The sequence below is a fragment of the Mesorhizobium sp. C089B genome, from assembly GCF_030323125.1.
GTDB lineage: Bacteria > Pseudomonadota > Alphaproteobacteria > Rhizobiales > Rhizobiaceae > Mesorhizobium.
On the sequence record NZ_CP100469.1, the window covers coordinates 6,569,032 to 6,591,530 of the forward strand.

Here is a 22,499-nt window from a genome sequence, read left to right on the forward strand (position 1 = left end):
AATCATCATTTTGAACATTCCTATTTCCATTTGAAAAATATTTCAACCCGCAAATCGGAGAATGGCTGCAGGGCCAAATCTCCCACGGAGGATTCGTGGGGTGACAGCTTCATGCTGGGCTTGATCTCAGCCGATCTCTAGGAAAGGCTTGCCGAGCAGGTCGGGCACGACATCGATGCCGAGGCCGGGCCCGTCGGGAATGCCCATGTGGCTGCCGGTGACCGGTGGGGCGTTGGAGGCCGTGCGCACCGTCACCCACTCATGGAAGGCGATGGCGTGCAGCCGGCGTTCTTCCGGCGTCGACAGCGACAGATGCGCCATCGCCGCCGTGTCGATCTCGGCGCCGCCCGTATCCTCGACGGTGATCATGAAACCGAGATCGACGGCGACGTCGCGGATTTGCCTTGTCCTGGTTACGCCGCCAAGCCGCGAGATCTTCAGCGTCAGCCCGTCGGCGGCGCCCAGGCGATGGATTTCCAGCATCGCCTCGAGCGAGATGACGCTCTCGTCCAGCACCATCGGCTTGTCGAGCATGCGGCGCACCGACATGTTCTCCTCGATCGTCGTGCAGGGCTGCTCGAACGTGTAGTCGATGCCGCGCGTTGCATCGGCGAACTGCCGCGCCTGGTAGGGTGTCCAGCCGGCATTGGCGTCGCAGAAAATCACCGTGCCTTTCGGCACGGCCGAAGCGACTGCGCTCACCCGCTCGATGTCTTCATGCACATTGCCGCCGACCTTGACCTGCAGCCGGCGGCAGCCCTGGGCGATGATCCTTTTGGCCAGTGCCGCCATCTGGTCGAGCGTGCCGTGGGTGACGACGCGGTAGGTCTCCGCCATGTCGCTCTCGCGGCCGCCAAGCATGGTCACCAGCGGCACGTCGGCGGCCCGGGCCGCCAGATCCCAGCAGGCCATGTCGAGTGCCGACTTGATGTAGGGATGCCCCTTGAACACCGTATCCATCAATCGGCCGATGCCGGCGAGGCCACGCGGGTCCTGGCCGATCAGGTGCGGCGCGATCTCGACCACGCCCGCGCGCGTTCCCGCCGGAAAGGCGGCCGAATAGAAATTGCCGAGCGGCGCCATCTCGCCCCAGCCGGTTACGCCGCTGTCGGAGGTGATGGCGACGATCACCGCATCGAAGCAGTCTGCAACCCGCCCCTTGGACATGCGGTAGGGCCCGTCCACGAAGGGCTGCACGACGCGATAGGCCTTGATGGTTTTGATCTGCACTTGTCTGTCCGTTGTCTCTAGGCGTTGAGGAGGGTCAGCCCTTCGATGTTCCGCTGATCGAGGCCACGCGCATAGGCAAGCAGCTCTTCGAAATCGAGGTCGATATGCTCGCGCGCATGGCGCTGGGCAGCGCGCATGTCGGCGCCCTTCAAGAGCCGCACATAGGTTTCGTGGAGATCTTCGGCCGGCACCGGCTCGTTGCGGGCCCGCTGGTGCAGGGCAAAGTACATCTGCAGCCGGCTGGTCAGCCGCTGCCAGGTTTCCAGCAGCACCGAATTGTCGGCCCATTCATAGATCAGCCCGTGCAATTGCAGCGCGGTCTCGATCTGGCGGGTGGTGTCGCGCGCGCGCGTCGCCTGCTTCACTGCCTCGTGCCGGCGGTCGAGTTCGTCGAAGAAGCGCTGGTCGCGCAGCTTCCATGTCCGCTCGATGGCGAATTCATCGAGCACCTTGTTCAGCGAGTAGGCGTCGTCAATGTCCTTGGCGGTGACATCGATGACGAAGGTGCCGGCATAGGGAATGCTGGTCAGGATGCCTTCCTGCACCAGCTCGCGCATAGCTTCGCGCAAAGGCGCGCGGCTGACCCGCATCTGCTCGGCGATCCTCAGCTCGCTCAGCTTTTGGCCGGGTTCCAGCTGGCCGATCAGGATCGCCCGCCGCAACAGCGCAACGATCTCGGCTCGGCGTGTCGTATCCGCGATCGGATTGAAGTCCAGCTTGGCCATTCCGTCACTCCAGTGAGAGCCGGAAACAGACAAGCAGATTGTCGACAATCCTACAATATGTCTGTTCCGGATTCTTGTGCCTTGCGGTTACTCCAAAAACGGCGTGCGGCGCTCCATAAAAAAACGGCGCCCTCGGCGTGGAAGCCGAAGGCGCCGCAGGACCGGGGCTGATGGGGGTTATCAGCTGGCCGGTTTCTCCTGGGGCAACGGCGAGATCGGCATTCCTGGTCCGATCTTCTGCAGATTGCCCGTTATCACCTGGTCGCCTTCGGCAACGCCGCTGAGGACCGCCACAAGGTCGCCGCTGGTCGCGCCAAGCGAGACGATGCGCTGGTCGACCGTGTTGCCCTTGCCGACGACATAGACATATTTGCCGAGCTGGCTCGAACCCAGCGCCACCTGCGGCACCATCAGCGCGTCGGGCAGCTGCTTGATGTGCAGCCGCACGCGGACATACTGGCCCGGCAGCAGCGAGAACTTCGCATTGCCGATGGTGGCGCGCGCCGTAATCGTGCCGGTCGAGTGGTCGACCGTGTTGTCGATGAAGGTGAGTTCGCCCTTCTGGCTGGCTTCGGTCTCGCCGGGCAGCAGCACCTCGACCTCGATCGGGCCGGCGGCCCGGGCCCGTTCGATTTCGGCCAGGTCCGTCTCGCTCGGATTGAAGGTGACGTAGATCGGGTCGAGCTGCACCAGCGTGTTCAGCACCGTCCCGGCGACGCTGACCAGCGTGCCGACCGAAGCCTGGTTGCGGCCGACGCGGCCGGCAAACGGAGCGTGGATTTCGGCGTAGCTCAAATTGAGCTCGGCCGTCCGCACCGCCGCCTGGTTGACGGCAAGCGACGCTTCGGCCTGACGCAAGGTGCTCGTGCGCTGGTCGAACCCATCCTTGGCCAGATAACCGCTCTTGGCGAGTTCGGAGCCGCGGCCGAGATTGGAGCGTGCATAGTCGAGGCTCGCCTGGTCGCGCTGCACTTCGGCCTTGGCCTGGTCGAGAGCCGCCTTGAAGTCGTCGGGCGAGATCTTGTAGAGCAGATCACCCTGGCGCACATCCGCGCCGTCCTCAGCCGTCTGCTCCTGCAGATAACCGGGCACGCGGGCCTGCAAGGTGACGCTGCGGATCGCCTCGATGCGGGCGGCGTAGTCGAGATAGATCGGGATCGTCTTCTTGACCACGCTCGTCACCGGCACCGGCATAACGAATGCCGCAGGTGCTGCCGTCGCTGCCGCCGTGCCGGCATTGAGGCTGAGATTGCCCATGTCGAGGAAGTGGACGCTTGCCACCGAGATCGCTCCCAGGGCGACGGCCGTTCCCAAAGCTATTTTCCATTTACGCATTTTGGTCTCCAATTCTATTCGGCTGCTTCGGCCAGGCGCATCGGCGCTGGTTCGGCAGTCGGTTCATTATTGTCCTGGTCATGAGCAGCGTTCGGTTCGCTGCGCACGCGGCCTTCGCGCAGCTGTTCGATGACCGCGTAGAAGACTGGCACGAACACCAGCGACAGGATGGTCGCCGCGACCATGCCGCCAAACACGGTGGTGCCGATCGACTGCCGGCTTGCCGCACCCGCACCCGTCGCAAACATCAGCGGCAGCACGCCGAGGATGAAGGCGAAGGCCGTCATCAGGATCGGCCGCAGCCTCAGCCGCGCGGCTTCCATTGCCGCGTCGACAATGCTCAGTCCCTCCTCGCGCCGCCGCCTTGCAAACTCGACGATCAGGATCGCGTTCTTGGCGGCGAGGCCGATCAGCATGACGAAGCCGATCTGCGAGTAGACGTCGATCTGCATGCCGCGCAAGAACAGGGCTGCGAAGGCGCCGAACAGGGCCAGTGGCACCGCCAGCAGCACCATGAACGGCATCGCCCAGCTCTCATACTGCATCGCCAGGATCAGGAAGACGAAGACGATGGCGAGGCCGAAGACGACCGACGCTATCGATCCTGCCTTGAGCTCCTGGAAGGTGATGCCGGTCCATTCGAAACCGAAATCCCTGGGCAAAGCGGTGGCGGCGGCCCGTTCCATCGCGGCAACCGCCTGGCCCGACGAGAAGCCGGGGGCTGCGCCGCCATTGATCGTGGCCGAGGCGTTGTTGTTGTAGTGCGGCACGGTTTCCGGGCCGACGAACGGCACCAGTTTGCCCAGTGTGCTCAGCGGCACCATGCCGCCGGAGGCGTTGCGCACATAGAGCCGCGAAAGGTCGCCTGCGTCGGCACGTGCATCCTTGTCGGCCTGGATGGTCACCCGGAAGGTGCGGCCGAACAGGTTGAAGTCGTTGACGTAGAGCGAGCCGAGATAGATCTGCAGCGTGTTGAAGACGTCGGGCAGGTTGAGGCCGAGCAGTTTGGCCTTGCTGCGGTCGAGGTCGTAGTTGAACTGCGGCGTCGAGGTCGAGAACGGCGAGAACAGCTGCTGCGGATTGATTTCCGGCTGCTTGCGCGCCTCGGCGATCACGGCTTGCGTCGCGTCGTTGAGGGCTGAACTGCCGCGCCCGGTGAGATCCTCGACGACGAATTCGAAGCCGCCCGTGGTGCCGATACCCGGGATCGAAGGCGGATCGAAGGACAGCGCGAAGGCTTCCGGAATCTGCATCAGCTTGCCGCGCACGTCGGCGACGAGCTTCGACGCGCTCTGGTCGGGGCCGCGCTCTTCCCACGGCTTCAGGATGGCGAACTCGACAGCCGAGTTCGACTGCGCCGCACTGGTCAGGAAGTTCAGGCCGCTGATCGAACCGACAATCTCGACTCCGGGCGTAGCTTGGAGGATGTCGCGCGCCTTCTGCGCCACCGCATCGGTGCGTTCCAGCGAGGCGCCGTCAGGCAGCTGGATGACGACGAAGAAGTAACCCTGGTCCTCGACCGGAAGGAAGGTCGAGGGCAGCTTCTGCCAGACGAAGTAGGTGGCCACCAGGCCGGCCGCGAACAGACCGAGCATGATCCAGCGCAGCCGGATGAGGATACGCACGCCGTGCGCATAGGCATGCGACAGTCTGTCGAAGCCCGTGTTGAACCAGCGGAATGGGGCGAACTGCGTCTCGCCGCGATGGCGCAGGAAGGCGGCACTCAGCGCCGGGCTGAGCGTCAGCGAGTTGAAGGCGGATATGCCGACCGAAATCGCCACCGTCAGCGCGAACTGATTGTAGAGCTTGCCGGAGACGCCAGGAATGAAGGCAACGGGCACGAAGACGGCCATCAGCACCGCGGTGGTGGCGATGATCGGTCCGGTGACCTCGGCCATCGCGGCCTTGGTCGCCGCCAGCGGTTTGAGGCCCGCCTCCAATTGTCGCTCGACATTCTCGACCACCACGATGGCGTCGTCGACGACGAGGCCGATGGCCAGCACCATGCCGAGTAGGGAGAGCATGTTGAGCGAGAAGCCCATCATTTCCATGACCACCATCGTCGCGACCAGCGACACCGGAATGGCGATGGTCGGGATGATCGTCGTGCGCCAGCTCTGCAGGAAGATGAACACCACGGCCACGACCAGCACCAGCGCTTCGCCAAGCGTGATCAGGACGTCATGCATCGATGCCGACACGAAGCGCGTGGTGTCGTAGTGCATGGCGTAGCTGACGCCCTTGGGGAAACGGGCCGACAGTTCCTGCATCTTGTCCTTGACGTGCTGCTGCAGATCGAGCGCGTTGGAACCGGGCATCTGGTAGACGGCCAGCACCACCGTCGGGTCCTTGCCGAAGAAGGCCGACGACGAATATTGCAGCGCGCCGAGCTCAATGCGGGCGACGTCGCGCAGTCGCACCAGCGAGCCGGTGCCGGTGTTGGCGCGCACGACGATGTCGCCGAACTCCTTGGGATCGCTCAGGCGGCCGACGGCGTTGACCTGCATCTCGAAGGCGGTGCCGGCGGGCGCCGGCGACTGGCCGATCTTGCCGGCCGCCACCTGGACGTTCTGTTCCGAGATGGCATTCTGGACGTCGACCGCGGTGATGCCAAGATTGGCGAGCTTGTCGGGATCAAGCCAGACGCGCATCGAATAGCGACGCTCGCCGAAAATCTGCACATCGCCGACGCCGGGCAGTCGCTTCAGCGGATCGACGACCTGCAGATAGGCGAGGTTGCTCAGCGCCACCGGATCGACCGAACTGTCGGGCGAGGTCAGGTTGACGATGAGGACGAAATTCGGGTTCTGCTTCTTGATCGTCACGCCGCCCTGGTTGACGATCGCCGGCAGCGAGGAGGCCGCTTGCGAGACGCGGTTCTGGACGTCGACGGCCGCGGTGCTCAAGGAATAGCCGACATCGAAGGTGATGGTGATGGTCGAGGAGCCGTCATTGGAGCTCGACGACGACATGTAGGTCATGCCTTCGACGCCGTTGATCTGCTGCTCCAGCGGCGTCGTCACCGTATCGGCGACCACTTGCGCGCTGGCGCCCGGATAATGCGCGCTGACCACGACCTGCGGCGGCGTGATGTCGGGAAACTGCGAAACCGGCAAAAGGAAATAACAAATCGTCCCGGCGAGCACCATGATGATGGCGATCGCCGAGGCGAAGATCGGACGATGAATGAAAAAATTTACCACGACACGCAAACCTCTTTAGAAGAACCGGCCTCTTTAAAAGAACGGACAGACCGGGACAGCCGCCTGCCGCGCACCGAACCCGGGTCCTGCAAAAAATACGAAGACGGCGCCGCGCCGCTGAGGCCCTGCTCATCGGCCACGGTCCTCAGCATCGCTTCGAAGGCGCGCGGGTTGACGCGGTCCGCTTTCATCACCAGCCGGATCATCGGATCCCGGATGGCTTCATCGATGGTCAAATCCTTGCGCTGCGACATTGGAGCGTCTCCATTCCAGCGGCCCGCATCGGATGATCGCGAACCGGTTTTCATCTCTTCACCGGCCGGAGCCGCATGACCTGCAATTTTCACCCTTTGTGATCTGGCAGGACCAGTTCACGGCCTTGTTATTGACGGAAGGCTACATAGGTGTTACCAGTAAGTAACATTCGGATAGTTACAGACCGGTAACACCATAGTCAAGAGGTGAACCGAATTTTTAGGGAGACAAGGAGACTGCGATGGCAGACGGCATTATGGATCGCGTGCGTCCCCGGGATCGAATCCTGGAGACGGCGCAGGACATGTTTCACAAGCATGGCATCAAGGGCGTCGGCGTAGACGCCATCACGGAAGCCGCCGGCACCAACAAGATGACGCTCTACCGTCATTTTGAGTCGAAGGACGAACTGATCGTCCAGTGCCTGCGCGCGTCGGCGGCTAAAGGCGCCGCGATGTGGGACCAATTCGAGGCTGAGCATCCCGGCGACAAGCTCGCCCAGTTGCATGCCTGGATTCGCATGGCCGCTGCTTGCCTGGCGGCTGACGGTCGCGGCTGCGACATGGCCAATGCCGCCGCCGAATTGACCGAGCCGGACCATCCCGCCAGGAGCGTGATCAAGGAGCTCAAGAGCGCTCAGCGCGATCGCCTCGTTGCGCTGTGCCGGGATGCGGGCATCGGTCAGGCCGAGCTTCTGGCCGATACGCTGTCGCTGCTGTTCGAAGGGGCGCGCGTCAGCGTGCAGACCATGGGCTGCCAGGGCCCCAGCACGCAGTTCGTGCGCATGGCTGAAGGCCTGATCAGCTCTTTCAGGGCGCGCTGAATTCCAGCTTTCGGAGTTGAGGAGTCCCCATCATCCGGCGGGGCTTTTGGCTATTCTCCGAACTTGCCCGTCAACTCTAATTTAGATTCATTTGAGAATGAAAAAAGCCCGCTGCCGGGAGGAGGTGGCAGCGGGCTCGATTTCGAACGAGATGCGGGAGGAGGTGCACCGCGCTCAGCGTCGGCATCGCATCTGGGAGGAGTAGATGGCCGACACCCAGATGAGTACGGGTTGCCCAATGATTCGGCAACAATGAAAGTTGCATGGCTGCTGTGCAGATTTGCGGCATCTACCCCGACTTGTCGTACAAATCGGAGAAACCGCCACGGCGCGACTTCACTGCACCGGCACGTTTTCCTTGAAGATCAGCCGTGGCTCGATGAACTTCTTCGTCAGGTAGGGCGCGGCGGACGCGATCGAGCCGAGCAGGCGGATCACAGATTGCTCCGCGATCAGCCGCGCATTCTGGTCGATGACGACATCGGCGAGGTCGTCGACGAGATAGCCGCGCGTTTCCTTGGTCAGGTCGTGGCAGATGAAGACCGGCTTCTTCTTTGGCTTGGCCTCGAGCAGCGCTCTCGCCACACCTGAGCGCCCGGCCCCGACGCAATAGATGCCGAGCAGTTCCGGCTCGTTGTGCAGCGCCTGCATCGTTGCTGTGTAGCTGCCTTCGGGTTCGTCATTGATCTCGACCGCACTCGAGACGGTGAGATTGGGGAATTCCTCTGTCAGTACCGACCGAAAACCCATTTCGCGCTCCTCGTGCCCGCGATAGGAACGCGAGCCGACGACCATCGCCAGATGACCCTGGCGGCCGTTGAGGAAGCGCCCCATCAACAGCGCCGCCGTGCGTCCGGCAACCCGGTTGTCGATGCCGACATAGGCCGAACGCGGGGCGGCTGGAACGTCGGAGACCAGCGTGACAAGGCGGATGCCTGCCTCGACCACATCGCGCAATATGTTGCGCGTTCGCGGATGATCGACGGCAATGACGCCGACGCCATTGGCCTTCAGCGACAGATTTTCAACCGCCGCCTGCAGCGCTGCCGGCGAGATGCCGCCGAGATTGTGGATCCGGCACGAGGCGACCAGCGGCAGGCGTCCCGCATAGTCCTCGATGTGCCCGGCGAGGTCGATCATGAAACCGTTGGCGCCGATCGGCAGGAAGAATTCAAGATGCGCCGGCCGCGACGGCAGCGTCACCTGATCGACCACCGGCAAATAGCCGAGCTGCTTGGCCGCCTCCATCACCCGTTGGCGGTTGGCGGCGCTCGCGCCGGCCCGGTTGTTCAGAACCCGGTCGACGGTCGCGGTCGACAGGCCGCAGCTCCTGGCTATGTCGGCAACGGTGGCTTTCATGGCTGCAGTCATAGAGCATGATCCCGAAAAGTGGGAAGCCGGTTTTCTCGGACAAACGGGAACCGTTTTGTCAAAAGGTCATGCTCTACAACGAGTTAGAGCGGATGCGTTTCCGTGCCAGACGGCGCGAAGACGGTTCAGCCGTGCGATGGCCCGCCTTCGATGATGGCGTCGCGGATCTCCTTGTCCGACATCCCGGTGATGATGCGTTCGACCTCGGCCACGCTGGTCTTCTTCGGGTCGATGTCGTCGGCCACCACCTTGCCCCGGCGCATGACGACGATGCGGTCAACCACCTGGAAGACATGGTGGATGTTGTGGGCGATGAAGATGCAGGAATGCCCGGAATCGCGCGCGTTGCGCACGAAGCTCAGCACGCCTTGCGTCTCGGCGACGCCGAGATTGTTGGTCGGCTCGTCGAGGATGATCAGGTCGCTGTCGAAGTGCATGGCGCGCGCGATGGCGACGGCCTGCCGCTCGCCGCCGGACAGGGAGCCGATCGGCGTCGTCGGCGGGATGTTCTTGGAGATGCCGACCTGTTTCAACAGGTCGCGGGCGACATTGTTCATCGCCTCCTGGTCCATGCGGTTCAAAAAGCGCGGCGGTTTGATCGGCTCGCGGCCGAGGAACAGGTTGCGCGCGATCGACAGCTGCGTCACCAGTGCCGAATCCTGGTAGATCGTCTCGATGCCGTGCGCGATGGCGTCGCTGGTGCTGCGCAGATTGACCTTCTTGCCGCGGATGAAAATGTCGCCGCTGGTCAGCGGCACCGCCCCCGACAACACCTTGATCAGCGTCGATTTGCCGGCGCCATTGTCGCCGAGCAGGCCGACGATCTCCCTTTCGTTGACATGAAAATTGGCGTCTTCGAGCGCCTGCACGCGCCCGTAGGACTTTTTGATGTTGGACATGCGGATGAGCGGTTCAGCCATGGTTCTAGGTCCCTGCCTGATGCCGGCGTTCCAGCCATGAGTGCAGCGCCATCATGCCGAGGATGATGGCGCCGATGAAGATGTTGTAGGCCAGCCCGGGCACGCCGATCAGCACGATGCCGTTGCGCATGACGCGCAGGATGAGGATGCCGAGCACGGTGCCGATGATGGTGCCGCGCCCACCGGTCAGCGCCGTGCCGCCGATCACCACCATGGCGATGACTTCGAGCTCGTAGCCGGTGCCGCTGTTGGGGTTGGCGGCCGACGTGCGCAGCGACGAGATGACGCCGGCAAGCGAAGCCATCACCGACGACAGCACGAACAGGCCGATCTTGACGCCGCTGACGTTGACGCCGCGCGCCCTTGCGGCGCCTGGATTGCCGCCGGCTGCCTGGATCCAGTTGCCGGTCCGGCTTTGCGTCAGCACGTAGCCCAGCGCGATGGCCGCCGCGATGAACCAGAAGAGCGACATGTAGATGCGGAACGGGCCGATGAAGAAATCACCGACCAGCGCTTCGGCCAGCCAGCTGCCCTCGGCGCTCCACGTCCGCTGCGGAAAGCCGTCGGTGACGAACAGCGCGGTGCCGCGCACCACCAGCAGCATGCCGAGCGTCACCAGGAAGGATGGGATTTTCAGCTGCGTGACGAACCAGCCATTGACCAGGCCGATGAAGGCCGCGATCAGCAGCGCGGCGAGGAAGCCGACCTCCAGCGAGGTCAGGCCGCTGTTGAACAGCGTCCACATCAGCACCGGCGAAAAGCCGAACAGCGAGCCGACCGACAGATCGAATTCACCCGACGTCATCAACAGCGTCATCGCCAGCGCGATCAGCCCGAGCTCGACGGTGAAGGCCAGCGTGTTGGAGATGTTCTGCGGCGACAGGAAATCGTGGTTGATGCTCCAGAACACCGCGATTTCGACGATGAGCAGAACGAAGGGCCCGAATTCCGGCCTCGCGATCAGGCGTTGGATGAGCGAACGGTTTTCCACTGATAACCCGCGACAGGAAGGGAAAGGCTGAGCCCAGCGCGCAACGCGAAGGGCTCGGCGAAAGACAGTCGCGACCGCGGCTGCGGCCGCGACTGTTGAACGTCTGGGTTATTTGCCGGACAGGATGTCGTCGTAGACCTGCGCGGTGTCCTTTTCATAGAGCGCGCCGGTGATGACGTTGAAGCCCGGGGGAATGCCTGACGCCGCCATGTTGGCCAGCGACAGAGCGACATAGCTGGTCGCCTGCGGGTCCTGCCACTGGCCGGCATTGACGTAGCCGGTCAGCACTTCCTGGGTGGTGTCGAGCGAGTTGCCCCAGCCGACGACCGGGATTTCGCCCGGCTTGATGCCGGCCTGGTCGAACACCCGCTTGATCGAGCCGGTGACCAGATCGCCGAGGCCGATGATTGCCTTGACCTTGGCCTTGTTCGCGGTGAGATAGTCGACCATGCGGTTGATGGCTTCGGCCTGGTCGAGCGTCGCTTCGGTGATCTCATAGGTGATCCCCAGCGGTTCGAAGACGCTCTTGATGCCTTCCTCTTCCTGGACGCCGTAGGTGGCGCCGGGGATTTCGACCGGCATCCAGACGAAGTCGCCCTTCTTCACCAGACCCTTGTCGACCAGATATTGCGCCCAGTGCTTGCCGAAGGTGACGTTGTCGCCGCCGACATAGGCGTCGAAGCTTGCCTTGGGATCGGGCGTGTTGAAGTTGATGATCGGGATCTTGGCGGTGTTGGCTTCCTTGGCGATTTCGATCAGGCTGCCCGGATCGGGGCTGGTGGTGACGATGCCGTCGGCCTTGGCCGAGATCGCGGCGCGCACGGCCTCCTGCTGCGAGGCAACGTCGCCATTGTGGAACGAGGTGTTGACGGTGTTGCCGGTGTCCTTCGCCCATTGCTTGGCGCCGGCCAGGAAGTAGGTCCATACGGGGTCGGCCGGGCCGCCATGCGAAATCCAGTAGAACGTCTTGGCCTGTGCCGCCGCCGGAACGGCCAGCGCCACAATCAAGCCAAGCACGAGTAATCGTAGCCTCGTCAGCATTTGCTTTCCTCCCATGTTGAAAAACGACCTCCACGTCCGACGATGATCCGGGCCATGCCCTTGATCCTCTCCTCCTGCCAGCGCCGACCCGGATGCGCAGAGCATCTTCTTTTGCGGCCGATGGCAAGCCTCCATCCGCCCAATGGATGGTGGCGCGATGCAACGCGCCATCAGCGATCCCATCAGATCGCATCAGTTAGAGGGCAATTCCAGGAAAAGTGTGAAACGGTTTTCCGTCCGGAATTGCGTCAACCAAGAGATAGAGATATTTCCCGGCAAGCAGGCGGGGCTTAAACTCAGGCGCGCGGATTTTCCTGAAAGCGCTCGGCCTGGCGGATGCGCAGCACCTTGTCCAGCCGGTCGAGCGCGAGCGCCAGCACCATCACCGCGCCGATCACGAAGGGGCTCCATGCGGCGTCGATGCCCAACAGGGTCACGCCGCTCAAGATGACCTGGACGATCAGCATGCCGATCACCGCACCGAAGACGGTGCCGCGCCCGCCGGAAAGCGAGGTGCCGCCGATGATCGCCGCGGCAATCGCCATCAGCACGAAACCGCCGCCTTGGTCGACGTCGGTAACGGGAGAGCCAAGCCACAGCGCGCCCGCCAGCCCCGAGACGATGCCCATCAGCACCAGCGTCTGCAGCCGCACAGCACCTGTCGGGATGCCGGCATAGAGCGCCGCCTGCGGATTGCTGCCGACGGCCTGGATCCGGTAGCCGAAGCGGCTGCGGTGAAGCACGAGGTGCATCACCACCGCCATTGTGACGAAGACAAAGACAGCCGTCGGCACAAGGCCGAACAGCTTGCCGTGAACGATCTCAAAGAAGTCGCCGCCTGGGCTGGCCGGAGCTGTCGCTTGCATCTTGACGGCCACCGCCGCCAGGCCCCGGAACATTGCAAAGGTGCCCAGCGTAACGACGATGGCCGGCAGTCGCAGCGCCACCACCAGCAGGCCGTTGACGAGGCCGAGCCCGGCGCCGAGCAGCACGCCGGAAAGGGCGGCAAGCCACGGGTCGATGCCGGCGGCCAGAAGGAATGCGGTGAGAAGGGCCGCGAGATGGAATATCCAGCCGACGGAAAGGTCGATCTCGCGGAGTGCGAGCACGAACACCATGCCGATCGCCAGCATGCCGGGATACGCAGCGGTTTCCAGCAACGACAGCACATTGGCCTCGTCGAGGAAATCCGGCCGGGCAAAGCCTGTAATCGCCACCAGGACAACGAGCCCGATGAGCGGCCTGAGTTCGACGGGCAGGCGAAGGCTGCGCTGCGGGTGGGCAGCCGAACCGGCAAGCTGTAGCATGGGATCCAATCGTGTCATGCCATGGCTCCCACGAGTTTCTTTTTCGGCCGCTCCGCTTCCGGCATCTCGCCGGTGGTGGTCAGTTGCAGCACTGTCCTTCGCTTCATCTCGGCGCCGGACAGCTCGCCGGCGACCCGGCCGCGGTGGAAGACAAGGACGCGGTTGCTGAGGTTGGTCAGTTCGGACGGCTCGACCGAACGCAGCAAAACGATACAGCCATTGGCTGCCATCTGCCGGATCAGCGCATAGATCTTGCGCTTGGCAGCCGCCTCGATACCGCCAGCCGGATTGTCTAGGAGCAGCACTTGCGGCGCCGTCTCCAGCCATTTGGCGACTACGATCTTCTGCTGATCGCCGGCCAGCAGCGAATTCACCGGCGCGTCCGGCAGGCCCTTGATGAGCAGCGCATCGATCTGCCTTGCGGCGGCGGCGATCGCGGCCTTGGGCGAGTAGCGGCGCGACCCCCAGTTGCGGGCGCCGGTAGCGATGTTGCCTATGTTGAAGGCCAGCGACCGGTCGGGCATCAGGCCGTTGCACAGGCGGTTGGCCGGCACCAGGCCGATGCCGCGCCGCGCCGCTTCGGTCGGATTTCCAGGCAAGCCGTAGCCGTCGGGGAGCCGCACCCTGCCGCTTTGCGCCTTGCGCAGGCCAAACAGCATCTCGAACAGGTGTTCAACGCCTGACCCCTCAAGCCCGGCCAAGCCGAGGATCTCGCCGGAGCGGGCGGTGAAGCTGACGCCGGAAATCCGGCCGCCGCTCAGACCCTCCACCGTGATCCGCGGCCTTATCGTGCTGGCATTGGCCGGCAGTGCAGGCGGGAACAGGCTGCCGCGCTGCTGGCCGATCATGGCGTCGATCACATCGGCTTCGCTCAACGCCGAGCGCCCACTTGTCAGCACGTCACGGCCGTTGCGCATCACGGTGACCTGGTCTGCGATCGCAAACACATCCTCCAGCCGGTGCGAGACATAGAGCACGCTCGTGCCCTTGGCCTTGAGGTCACTTAGTACGGTGAACAGGTGCTCGGTCTGGCGCCGGTCGAGCGCAGAATTCGGTTCATCGAGGATCAGCAGCCTCGGGCCTTCCAGAATTGCGCGGCCGAGTTCGACATATTGCCGTTCGCCCATGCCGAGTTGGCCCACAGGAGCGTGGACATCGACGTCGAGCTTGAGTTGCCGAAGCAAGGTGCGGCTGCGTGCCTCCATCTCGCGCCTGGAGACGAAGCCATTGCGCAACGGCTCGCGATTGACGAACAGATTGGCCAGCACCGAGCGGTCGGCAAACAGGCCGAGCCCCTGGTGGACGACGCCGAAGCTGTGCTTGCGTGCAGCGATCGGGCTGTCGACGGTGACCATCTGGTCGCCGACGCGGATGGTGCCGCTGTCGGGCCGGAGCACGCCGGCAAGCACCTTCACCAGCGTCGACTTTCCGGCGCCGCTTTCACCGACGACAGCATGGATGGTCCCCTGTCCGACAGACAGGTTCATATCCCTGAGCGCGACAACGCCGCCATAACGCATGGCGAGATTGCGCACCGATATCATCGGCAAACCGAGCATGCGATTCGGCCCCCACAGACCGCGCCCCGATCCTGGAGCGAATTTCCGATACAGTCACCCGGATTCCGCTAACAAACGGCTTACAGGGACCGGATACGAACGTTTATCGGCTATCCGTTCGTCCCGCTGCTCCGAAATCAGATCAGGTCGGCCTTGGCGAGGTCCCGCATGAGATGGCTGGCGCCGTAGGTCCAGTGCGGGCAATCGGGCGACAGAAGCACGCGGTTCACCAGCGCGCCGAATTTCTCCGACGAGATGGTGACGATGTCGCCGATCTTGTGGGTGAATCCCTTGCCCTTCTCGCCGCGATCCTTCGACGGCACGAACATGGTGCCGAGATAAAGCGCCAAGCCGTCGGGATACTGGTGGTGCGGCCCCATGGCGGCCGCGACCAGCTCTTCGGGCGAACGGCTGATCTCGGCCATCGAGCTCGCGCCCTCCAGCGAAAACCCGTCCTCGCCCTCGACCTTCAGCCGCACCGTGGCGCGCTTGACATCGTCGATGGAAAAGCTTGCGTCGAACAACCGGATGAAGGGCCCAAGCGAGGCCGAGGCATTGTTGTCCTTGGCCTTGCCGAGCAGCAGCGCCGAGCGTCCCTCGACGTCGCGCAGATTGACGTCGTTGCCGATGGTCGCGCCGACGATCTTGCCGGTGCTGGCGGCGATCATGGCGATCTCCGGCTCGGGGTTGTTCCAGGTGGAGACAGGATGCAGCCCGACATCGGCGCCGAAGCCGACGGACGCCATCGGCTGGCATTTGGTGAAGATCTCGGCGTCGGGGCCGATGCCGACTTCCAGATATTGCGACCAGGCGCCGCGCTGGATGAGCTTGGCCTTGATCTCCATCGCTTCGGGCGAGCCGGGCTTCAGCTTGGACAGATCGTGGCCGATCAGCCCGGCAATGTCGGCGCGGATGGCGTCGGCCTTTTCCGCCGAGCCGCGCGCCTGCTCCTCGATGACGCGTTCGAGCAGGCTGACCACGAAGGTCACGCCCGACGCCTTCACCGCCTGCAGGTCGACAGGCGAGAGCAGATAGGGTTTTGCCGGATCGCGGGTGGCCTGAAAACTGTTGGCGGCGATCGCGTCGAGCGAGCCGATCGGTTCGCCCTTGGCAGAGCGCACGTGTCCGGCCGGATCGGCCATCTCGCAGATGTCGCGCACTGTGGGTGCGGTGGTCGAGGTGACGTCGAAAACGATGCCGTCGCGCACGGTGACCACCAGCGGATGCGAGGCATCGCTTGCCCTGGCTCGGCCGATGAAGAGCCCGTCGGCGGGAAGCTGCGTTGGGTTCGTCATGGCTTACGGTCCTTTGATGATCGAGATGGCAGCTGGGCCGCTGCACTTTCACCGGATTCACGCCAAAGGTCTATCCCGTGGCGCAGGCAATTGTCGGTTCTGACATGAGGCCCGCTCTTTCAAAAAAATGAAACTGACACTAGAATTTTCATTTTCCGCATACTCCAGGTGAAGCCTTGCCCGCACCGTTTTCCGTTCCGATCTGGCAGAAGCCGCAGACCGCATCCGCCTTCCAGTTGCTCGTCACTGCGCCGGTCGACGTTGCCATCGTCGGCGGCGGCTTCATGGGCCTGTCGACCGCCTTGCACGCGGCCCGGCTCGGTCTCGGTGTACAGGTGCTGGAGGCCGGCGAGATCGGCCAGGGCGCCTCGGGCCTCAATGGCGGCCAGGTCATTCCCGGCCTGAAATATGATCCCGAATGGCTGCTCGAGCATTTCGGCCCCGAGCGTGGCCAAGCGCTGGTCGATTTCGCCGCCTCGACGGCGGATACGGTGTTCGATCTCATCCAAGACGAAAAGCTGGCGGTGCCGTTCACGCGCAATGGCTGGATCCAGGCCGCGCATACCGAAACCGCATTGAAAGCGGCGGCGAACAGGGATCGTCAATGGCGGGCGCGTGGCGCCGATGTCCGGCTTCTGAATGAAAGCGAGATCGCCGCTATGACCGGCGCGCAAGGCTATCTCGGCGGCTGGCTCGACCGCCGCGCCGGCATCATCGATCCGCTCGCCTATACAGTGGAACTGGCGCGCATCGCTGCCGCCGCCGGCGCCAGCATTGCCGAGCGGCAAAAGGTGGTGAAACTCCGCAAGGAAGCCGGCCTTTGGCGTGTTTCAACCGAAAACGGCGCCGAGGTGCGGGCGAAAGCGGTTGTCCTGGCGACGAACGCCTATACCGATGGACTGCTTCCGGGCCTCGCCGAAACGATCGTGCCGCTGCATTCCTTCCAGGTCGCCACCGCGCCGCTGTCATCCAACCTTGCGGCGACGATCCTGCCGGAAGGGCAGGCGGTGTCCGACTCCAGGCGCATTCTCGTCTATTATCGCAAGACGGCCGATGGCCGGCTGGTGCTCGGCGGCCGTGGCCGCATGGCGCGGCCGAGGAGTGAGGCCGACTGGGCGCATCTGCAGCGCGCGCTGGTGCGGCTCTATCCGGCCTTGGCCCATATCTCGATCGAGAAACGCTGGTTCGGTCGTGTGGCGATGACGTCGGATCACCTGCCGCACATCCATGAGCCGGAAAAGGGCCTGCTCGCCGTAGTTGGTTGCCAGGGCAGGGGCGTCGGCCTGATGACCGCGCTGGGAAAACGCATGGCGGGCTACCTCGCGGGCGGCGATGTCAATCAATTGCCGTTCCCGCTGTCGCCGGTCCGGCCGATCCCGTTCCACGCCTTCCGCCAGGTCGGCGTCGCCGCGACCATCGCCTGGTACCGGATGCTCGACGCCTTCGAGCGCTGATTGGGCGCCGGTCGCCTAGGCCTCGTGGATTCAGCTTGACAGTTTCACAAATATGAAAAAAGCTAAGCTGATTTCATATTTCCGTTGAGCAGTCCGATGTCGAGCATCGTTGCAACAGAAGCGCCGGCAGGGTCGTCCCGAGGCTTCCGCTTCGCCATGTTGCTGCCGGGCGGGCTGGTCACCTTGTTCCTGATCCTGTTTGCCCTTGGCCTTGTGCTCTTCCTCTCACTTCGCGGCAATGACGGTTCGCTGCTCGGCGCCGGCTTCACGGCAGGCAACTTCATCACCGTGGTCTCCGATCCGCTCTACTGGACGGTGACGCTGCGCTCGCTGGTGATCGCCGGCCTGGTGACGCTGGCGACCGTCGTCACCGCCTATCCCGTCGCCTACTATCTCGCCTTCCATGCCGGCCGCCGCCGCAGCCTGCTTTTGTTTCTGGTGACCCTGCCGTTCTGGACCAGCTATCTCCTGCGCGTCTTCGCCTGGAAGATCGTGCTCGCCTACAACGGCGTCTTGAACTCGGCGCTGATCGAAAGCGGCATCTGGTCGGAGCCGACGCTGGCCTTCCTCAACACGCCGGCGGCGGTGGTCGTCACGCTGGCGCATGCCTATGCGCCCTTCGCCATCCTGCCGATCTATGTGGCGCTGGACACCATCCCGAAATCGCTGCTCGAAGCCGCCTCCGATCTCGGCGCCAGACCGTTCACGGCGTTTCGCCGCGTCGTCTTGCCCAATTCGATGCCGGGCGTTCTGGCGGCCGCCCTCGTCGTCTTTGTGCCGACGGTCGGCGACTATGTCACCCCGGCCATGGTCGGCGGTCCCGCCAGTACCATGATCGGCACATTGATCCAGTCGCAGTTCGGCAAGGCGAATGACTGGCCGTTCGGCGCCGCACTCTCGGTCTGTGTGATGCTGGTCATCCTCTGCGTGGTGCTGGTCGCACGCGGCGCCGACCGCAGATTCGGCAGCCGCACATGAGCGCGGCGCGGAGAGATGATGGCCGCGGCTGGCTCGGTGTCTATGTGCTTGCCTATCTCGTCTTCCTCTATCTGCCGGTGCTGTTGATCCCGCTGTTTTCCTTCAACAACTCCATCCAGGCCGCGTTTCCGCTGCAGGGCTTCACGCTCGAATGGTATGCCACGCTCTATGGCAATCCGGCGCTGTCCGGCGCGCTTTTGAACAGTCTCGTCATTGGGGTCGTGGCCGCCGCCGGCGCCACGCTCTGCGGCATCACGGTGTCCTACATGGATCTCTATGGCCGCTCGCCGCTCGCCGCCACCATCAGCGCCATCTCCAGGCTGCCGATCCTGATCCCCGGCGTCATCGTCGGCATATCGTTGCTGATCCTCGTCAATCTCATCGGCCTCGGCCCGTCGCGCATCGCCATCGTTCTCGGCCACATACTGGTGGCGCTGCCGACCACCGTGGTGATCATGCGCAGCCGGTTTGCCGCCATTCCGAAAACCATTCGCGAGGCCGCACTCGATCTCGGCGCTTCCGACTGGACGACCTTCCGGCGGGTGATGTTGCCGCTCTCGCTGCCGGCCATCGTCTCGGCCTTCATGCTGGCCTTTCTGATTTCCTTCGACGAGTTCATCGTCGTCTTCTTCCTCGCCGGCACCGAGCCGACGCTGCCGCTCTACATCTGGAGCCAACTGCGTTTTCCTCGCTCGCTGCCGACCGTGATGGCGCTGGGGACAGCTATCCTTGCTGTGTCCGTCATCATCGCCGGCATCGCCGAAATCCTGCGCCATCGCGGGCTGAGCACAGCCCGTCGGACGGCGCCCACCAGTCCAGCCTGACCCATAACAAAAGAGGAGAACCGAAATGGCATTCGACCCGAAATCAATTACTGGGCTGAAATCGATCACTGGCCCGAAATCGATCACTGCAAAGACAGCCCGCACCGGGCTTGCCGCGCTTGCAATCGTCCTGTCGTCGACTGTCGCCTTCGCCGCCGACAAGCTGCAATATTTCACCTGGTCCGGCTATGAACTGCCAGACTTCAACAAGAGCTTCCTGACGGCCCATCCCGATGGCGTCGAGGCCTCGATCTTCGGCGACGACGACGATGCCTTCACCAAGGTCAAGGCCGGCTTCCGCCCCGATATCGCCCATCCCTGCTACGACAAGGTGGCGCGCTGGAACAAGGAAGGCCTGCTGCAGCCGATCGATACCAAGCGCATCAAGAACTGGGATTCGATCTTCCCGGTGTTCAAGAACCTGCCCGACATCCAGGCCGGCGACGGCAAGGTCTGGATGGTGCCGTGGGATTGGGGCAACACCTCGATCCTCTACCGCACCGATCTGGTGAAGAACCCGGAAGCGAGCTGGAACCTTCTGTGGGACAAGCAATATGCCGGCCGCATGGCGACCATCGATGCCGTGCATGACACGCCGATCGTTGCAGCACTTCTGGCCGGCGTAAACCCCTTCGATATGACGCCGGAGCAGATGGACAAGGTGGCGGAAAAATTGCGCGAGCAGCGTCCGCTGCTCTCCAACTACACCACCGACATGACCTCGGTCGAACAGGCGCTGGCCAGCGGCCAGCTGGTCGCCGCCATGACCTGGAACGCGTCGGCAACCTCGCTGAAGAAGCAGGGCGTGCCGGTCGAGTTCATGAAGCCGAAGGAGGGCATGCTGACCTGGGCCTGCGGCTTCGTCATGCTCAAGGACGCCAAAAACGTCGACCTCGCCTATGACTTCATCAACAGCCGGCTCGACGCCGACTCGGGTAAGTACCTGATCCAGGCCTACGGCTATGGCAGCTCGCTGAGCACCGCCTTCGCCGGCGTGGCGAAGGACGAACTGGACAAGCTGCAATTGCCGGCGGACCCGGAGGTGATGCTGAAGACCACCATCTTCACCGGCCCGATGAAGCAGAACGACGATGTGGCGAAGATGTTCGAGAAAGTGAAGGCGGGGGGTGAGCAGCGCAGACCTCACCTTCTCCCCTTGTGGGAGAAGGTGGATCGGCGCGATAGCGCCGAGACGGATGAGGGGTGTTCCAGCGGAGTGAGACGTTGGCGTTCCCTGGAACACCCCTCATCCGTCGCCCTCGGCGACACCTTCTCCCACAAGGGGAGAAGGGGAGCTCTTCGACGCCGCGCCGCGCCAACAAAGAGACAAGGACCCACGCATGGACATGCTTGAAGCGAAACCAAAGGCCGACGCCGACATTCGCGTCGGCCGGCGCGTGCGGGCGCTGCGGCTGGAGCGCAATTTGTCGTTGGCCGAGCTGGCAGCAAAAGCCGGCGTCTCCATTGGTGCGCTGAGCCAGATCGAGCGCGGCCTGTCTTCGCTGCGCGTCAAGGTGATCTGGCCGCTTGCGGCCGCGCTCGACATCGAGCCTTCGGCGCTGATCACCGACGGCAACGAAGCCGCCAACGATCTCTATTGCGTGCGCGCCGACAAAAGGCGGCAGCTCCCGGTCAAGTCGGAAGGCATCGCCAAGGCGCTGCTGTCGCCGCCGGGCGCGGCGCTGACCGGCCTCTTGGTGACCGTGGAAGCCGATGGCGGCACGGCGGAAGCCTATGCGCATATCGGTCACGAGTTCGGCTATGTCCTGTCGGGCGAGGTCGAACTGGTGGTGGACTCGACAAAATACGTGCTGAAGAGCGGCGACTCCTTTGCCTTCAAGAGCACGCTTCTGCACGCCTTCCGCAATCCCGGCACCGAGCCTTGCCAGATCCTCTGGGTCAACACCACCAAGCCGTCCGAGGTTCGCGATGGCGCCTGATGCGCTGGTACGCCTGGACACGGTCTCGAAGGTTTTCCCCGGCGGCATTGTCGGGCTCGACGCCGTCGATCTCGACATTATCAGCGGCGAGTTCATCACCCTGCTCGGGCCCTCGGGCTGCGGCAAGACCACCAGCCTGCGCGTCATTGCCGGTTTCGAGAGCCCGTCGAGCGGCAAGGTGCTGCTCGATGGTCGCGACATCACCGCGCTCAGGCCGTTCGACCGTCCCGTCAACACCGTGTTCCAGGATTATGCGCTGTTCCCGCATATGAACGTCGCCGAGAATGTCGGCTTCGGCCTGTCGCTGCGCAAACTGTCCGGCGCCGAGCAGGCAAAGCGCGTCCGCGAAGCCCTCGACATGGTCGGCCTCGCCGACAAGCTCGGCGCCCGCGTTTCCGAACTGTCGGGTGGCCAGCGCCAGCGCGTCGCGCTCGCCCGAGCCATAGTCTGCGAGCCGCGCGTTCTGTTGCTCGATGAACCGCTGTCGGCGCTCGATGCGCACCTGCGCGAACAGATGCAGGTCGAACTGAAGCGGCTGCAGTCGCGGCTCGGCACCACCTTCGTCATGGTCACCCACGACCAGACCGAAGCGCTGTCGATCTCCGACCGCATCGTCGTCATGAACAAGGGCCGCATCGAGCAGATCGCGCCGCCGGCTACGCTTTACGACCGGCCGGCGACGAAATTCGTCGCAAGCTTCATCGGCACCATGAACCTCTTGCAATCGCGCTTCATCGGCCGCGACGGCGACCGCCTGCGCTTCGCCGCTGGCGGGCTTTCGCTGGAAGCAACATCCGAAACCGGCGACACACCCGGCGAAGGCACTGAGCGCACCATCGGCGTTCGCCCCGAGGACTTGCTGGCCACCACCGATGCCGCCGCCGGCACCGCGCCGGCGCGCGTCAACTCCATCGTCTTCCACGGCCGCACGCTGCGGCTGCATGCTGAGCTGGGGCAGGGATTGCCGGTGGTGATCGATGCGCCGCGCCAGGCCGAGGGCTTTCAATTCAGCGTCGGCGACGTGGCGCATATCAGCCTGCGCCGTGGTGCCAACTGCCCTATGCTGCCAAGCTGATCCAACCCAATCCCTTCATCGACGGTTGGATTTAACCTGCTGTGAAGATCGCCAAGGTGGAATTAAGTGTGAATTGACTCGCAAAGGAACATATTCCTACTTTGCGGGATGCCCGAACTAAGCACCCGACCGCGCCGAAATGTGCAAACCCTCTGCTTGGCGCATGAAGTCGG

Annotated in this window: 18 protein-coding genes and 1 pseudogene; 7 read left to right on the forward strand and 12 right to left on the reverse strand. The window is 63.6% G+C overall.

Annotation, left to right across the window (positions count from 1 at the left end; translation table 11 throughout):
• Positions 1-126 precede the first annotated feature (126 nt).
• The 5 genes from NLY44_RS31965 to NLY44_RS31985 form a co-directional block, all read right to left on the reverse strand.
• Positions 127-1,230, reverse strand: coding sequence for a mandelate racemase/muconate lactonizing enzyme family protein (locus NLY44_RS31965; protein ID WP_023696609.1), 1,104 nt, complete (start codon positions 1,228-1,230; stop codon positions 127-129).
• 17 nt (positions 1,231-1,247) lie between these two features.
• On the reverse strand, positions 1,248-1,955 hold the full coding sequence (locus NLY44_RS31970; RefSeq protein WP_023704855.1) for a GntR family transcriptional regulator: 708 nt from the start codon (positions 1,953-1,955) through the stop codon (positions 1,248-1,250).
• A 180-nt stretch (positions 1,956-2,135) separates the two neighbouring features.
• Complete coding sequence (locus NLY44_RS31975) at positions 2,136-3,290, reverse strand: efflux RND transporter periplasmic adaptor subunit (RefSeq protein ID WP_023804343.1); 1,155 nt, start codon at positions 3,288-3,290, stop codon at positions 2,136-2,138.
• Between the two features lie 14 nt (positions 3,291-3,304).
• Positions 3,305-6,493, reverse strand: a complete 3,189-nt coding sequence (locus NLY44_RS31980; protein WP_023687080.1) for an efflux RND transporter permease subunit — start codon at positions 6,491-6,493, stop codon at positions 3,305-3,307.
• Positions 6,487-6,747 carry a hypothetical protein gene (locus NLY44_RS31985; protein ID WP_023687081.1) on the reverse strand — a complete coding sequence of 87 codons (261 nt, stop codon included), beginning with the start codon at positions 6,745-6,747 and terminating at the stop codon, positions 6,487-6,489. Before NLY44_RS31985 ends, NLY44_RS31980 begins: the two co-directional genes overlap by 7 nt.
• Positions 6,748-6,989: 242 nt before the next feature.
• On the opposite strand from NLY44_RS31985, the gene NLY44_RS31990 reads away from it, so the two are divergent.
• On the forward strand, positions 6,990-7,571 hold the full coding sequence (locus NLY44_RS31990; RefSeq protein WP_023687082.1) for a TetR/AcrR family transcriptional regulator: 582 nt from the start codon (positions 6,990-6,992) through the stop codon (positions 7,569-7,571).
• A 336-nt stretch (positions 7,572-7,907) separates the two neighbouring features.
• Here the strand turns inward: NLY44_RS31990 and NLY44_RS31995 are convergent, their stop codons facing one another.
• The 7 genes from NLY44_RS31995 to NLY44_RS32025 form a co-directional block, all read right to left on the reverse strand.
• Positions 7,908-8,930 carry a LacI family DNA-binding transcriptional regulator gene (locus tag NLY44_RS31995; RefSeq protein WP_023668516.1) on the reverse strand — a complete coding sequence of 341 codons (1,023 nt, stop codon included), beginning with the start codon at positions 8,928-8,930 and terminating at the stop codon, positions 7,908-7,910.
• 137 nt (positions 8,931-9,067) lie between these two features.
• A complete protein-coding gene (locus NLY44_RS32000) occupies positions 9,068-9,862 on the reverse strand; it encodes an ATP-binding cassette domain-containing protein (protein WP_023668515.1) in 795 nt (264 codons plus the stop codon).
• Between the two features lie 4 nt (positions 9,863-9,866).
• The gene (locus tag NLY44_RS32005) at positions 9,867-10,853 is read right to left on the reverse strand and encodes an ABC transporter permease (RefSeq protein ID WP_023668514.1); all 987 of its coding nucleotides are present in this window, start codon (positions 10,851-10,853) and stop codon (positions 9,867-9,869) included.
• A 108-nt stretch (positions 10,854-10,961) separates the two neighbouring features.
• A complete protein-coding gene (locus NLY44_RS32010; protein WP_023687083.1) occupies positions 10,962-11,894 on the reverse strand; it encodes a substrate-binding domain-containing protein in 933 nt (310 codons plus the stop codon).
• A gap of 296 nt (positions 11,895-12,190) precedes the next feature.
• Positions 12,191-13,219, reverse strand: coding sequence for an ABC transporter permease (locus tag NLY44_RS32015; RefSeq protein ID WP_198028927.1), 1,029 nt, complete (start codon positions 13,217-13,219; stop codon positions 12,191-12,193).
• On the reverse strand, positions 13,216-14,760 hold the full coding sequence (locus NLY44_RS32020) for a sugar ABC transporter ATP-binding protein (protein ID WP_050588860.1): 1,545 nt from the start codon (positions 14,758-14,760) through the stop codon (positions 13,216-13,218). The genes NLY44_RS32015 and NLY44_RS32020 overlap by 4 nt, the downstream gene beginning before the upstream one ends.
• A gap of 137 nt (positions 14,761-14,897) precedes the next feature.
• Entirely contained in the window at positions 14,898-16,055 is a 1,158-nt protein-coding gene (locus NLY44_RS32025; RefSeq protein ID WP_023668510.1) for a fumarylacetoacetate hydrolase family protein, read from the reverse strand.
• 176 nt (positions 16,056-16,231) lie between these two features.
• On the opposite strand from NLY44_RS32025, the gene NLY44_RS32030 reads away from it, so the two are divergent.
• The 6 genes and pseudogenes from NLY44_RS32030 to NLY44_RS32055 all read left to right on the forward strand — a co-directional run bounded on the left by NLY44_RS32030 (position 16,232) and on the right by NLY44_RS32055 (position 22,326).
• Positions 16,232-17,509, forward strand: coding sequence for an NAD(P)/FAD-dependent oxidoreductase (locus tag NLY44_RS32030; RefSeq protein WP_023804340.1), 1,278 nt, complete (start codon positions 16,232-16,234; stop codon positions 17,507-17,509).
• Positions 17,510-17,605: 96 nt separating this feature from the next.
• Positions 17,606-18,487: an ABC transporter permease gene (locus tag NLY44_RS32035; protein WP_023668508.1), complete on the forward strand. Its 882-nt coding sequence runs from the start codon at positions 17,606-17,608 to the stop codon at positions 18,485-18,487.
• On the forward strand, positions 18,484-19,311 hold the full coding sequence (locus tag NLY44_RS32040) for an ABC transporter permease (RefSeq protein WP_023709184.1): 828 nt from the start codon (positions 18,484-18,486) through the stop codon (positions 19,309-19,311). Before NLY44_RS32035 ends, NLY44_RS32040 begins: the two co-directional genes overlap by 4 nt.
• Before the next feature lie 25 nt (positions 19,312-19,336).
• Positions 19,337-20,440 (forward strand): annotated as a pseudogene (locus NLY44_RS32045) (ABC transporter substrate-binding protein); the annotation flags it as partial.
• 211 nt (positions 20,441-20,651) lie between these two features.
• The gene (locus NLY44_RS32050; protein WP_023684396.1) at positions 20,652-21,251 is read left to right on the forward strand and encodes a helix-turn-helix domain-containing protein; all 600 of its coding nucleotides are present in this window, start codon (positions 20,652-20,654) and stop codon (positions 21,249-21,251) included.
• Complete coding sequence (locus NLY44_RS32055) at positions 21,241-22,326, forward strand: ABC transporter ATP-binding protein (protein ID WP_023687090.1); 1,086 nt, start codon at positions 21,241-21,243, stop codon at positions 22,324-22,326. Before NLY44_RS32050 ends, NLY44_RS32055 begins: the two co-directional genes overlap by 11 nt.
• The last annotated feature ends 173 nt before the right edge of the window (positions 22,327-22,499 follow it).